2 protein-coding genes are annotated in these 1,119 nt (G+C 38.9%); both read right to left on the bottom strand.

All coding sequences use genetic code 11. The features are described from left to right. Positions 1 to 416, bottom strand: a 416-nt coding sequence (locus ACTHS3_RS13965) for an alpha/beta fold hydrolase (protein ID WP_440368248.1), incomplete at its 3' end; no start/stop codon positions are given. A gap of 113 nt (positions 417 to 529) precedes the next feature. Beyond that, a partial coding sequence (locus ACTHS3_RS13960; RefSeq protein ID WP_440368247.1) for an HNH endonuclease family protein occupies positions 530 to 1,119 on the bottom strand: 590 nt, incomplete at its 5' end.

The following is a 1,119-nucleotide window of genomic DNA, read 5'->3' as shown; positions in this document are numbered from 1 at the left end:
TTGAACGCAGGCGAAGCCAATACGGCGCAACGGATTTTCGGCGCGTAATCGTGCAACCAAGTAGAAACCAATACCGCTCCGACACTTTGCGCAATCACGCAAATGTTTTCAGGTTTGATACCGTATTCGCTTTGAATGTGTCGGATAAAATCATCTACGTCTGAAACCGAAGTGCTGATGCTCGGACTATCGCCGCGTTCACCGGGGCTGTAACCATGACCGCGCGCGTCCCAAGCAAAATAGGCAAAATCATCAAAACCCAGCTCATCGGCAACAAACATCATCCGGCCGGAATGCTCATGCCCGCGATGGAACAGCACAATGGCTTTATCGGAAGAACCATCGGCAGCAGGGCGATAGCGGTAGAAAAGCGAAGTACCGTCTTGAGTGTAAAAGTATTTTTGCTGTTCGGACATGAAGAACTCCTAATAGTCATATTTTTTGGACAGTATCATGACATATCGAATAAATGCAATGATTATCCGATAGACGGACGAATGCAATGATGGAGAGATATGTTAAGTGCCGATTATGGTTGATACGATGAGTCAGTCAGTGGTTTGTTTAAGATTTCTAGCATTTTTTTCTCATGATCTTTTATCTCGCTTTCTGTCCAGTTTTCGTAACTCATCATAATAGCTTGTTTTAAGCTATCATAAGTATCCTTTTCTTTGTAATACTGCCGTTTCCAATCTGGAAGTTTATTACTGAAACTGGAATTTTTACTTTGAGATAACAAATATAGATTGCCAAAATTATCTAAGACATTTGTATCTAATTTATCTAGGCCAAAATCTTGAGAGGGATTTTGTGGGTAATGGTGCTCAACCGAGCTTCTAAAACTAAATCTAAAATTTTTCCAGATAGATTGTTTAGATTGGTCAATAGCTGAAAAGACCTCTACCTTGTCTTGATATTTCCATAATTGATAATCCAAGCGATTAAATACAAAATTTGGGACGTTTACTCCATCATTCCAAGACTTATGTACTGAAGGGGCGGTGTAATTATCATTTAAGATAATTTTCATAAAATCCCTGTTTCCAGTGCAGTTGTTTTCAAAATAAAATTTATCACAAAGATTTTCAAGAAATTGAATATATGTCTCTTGAGTAATAC

Source organism: Neisseria sp. P0009.S007 (assembly GCF_051962515.1).
The sequence above is the reverse complement of the archived record's forward strand: the minus strand, read 5'-3'. Positions and strand labels throughout refer to the sequence as shown.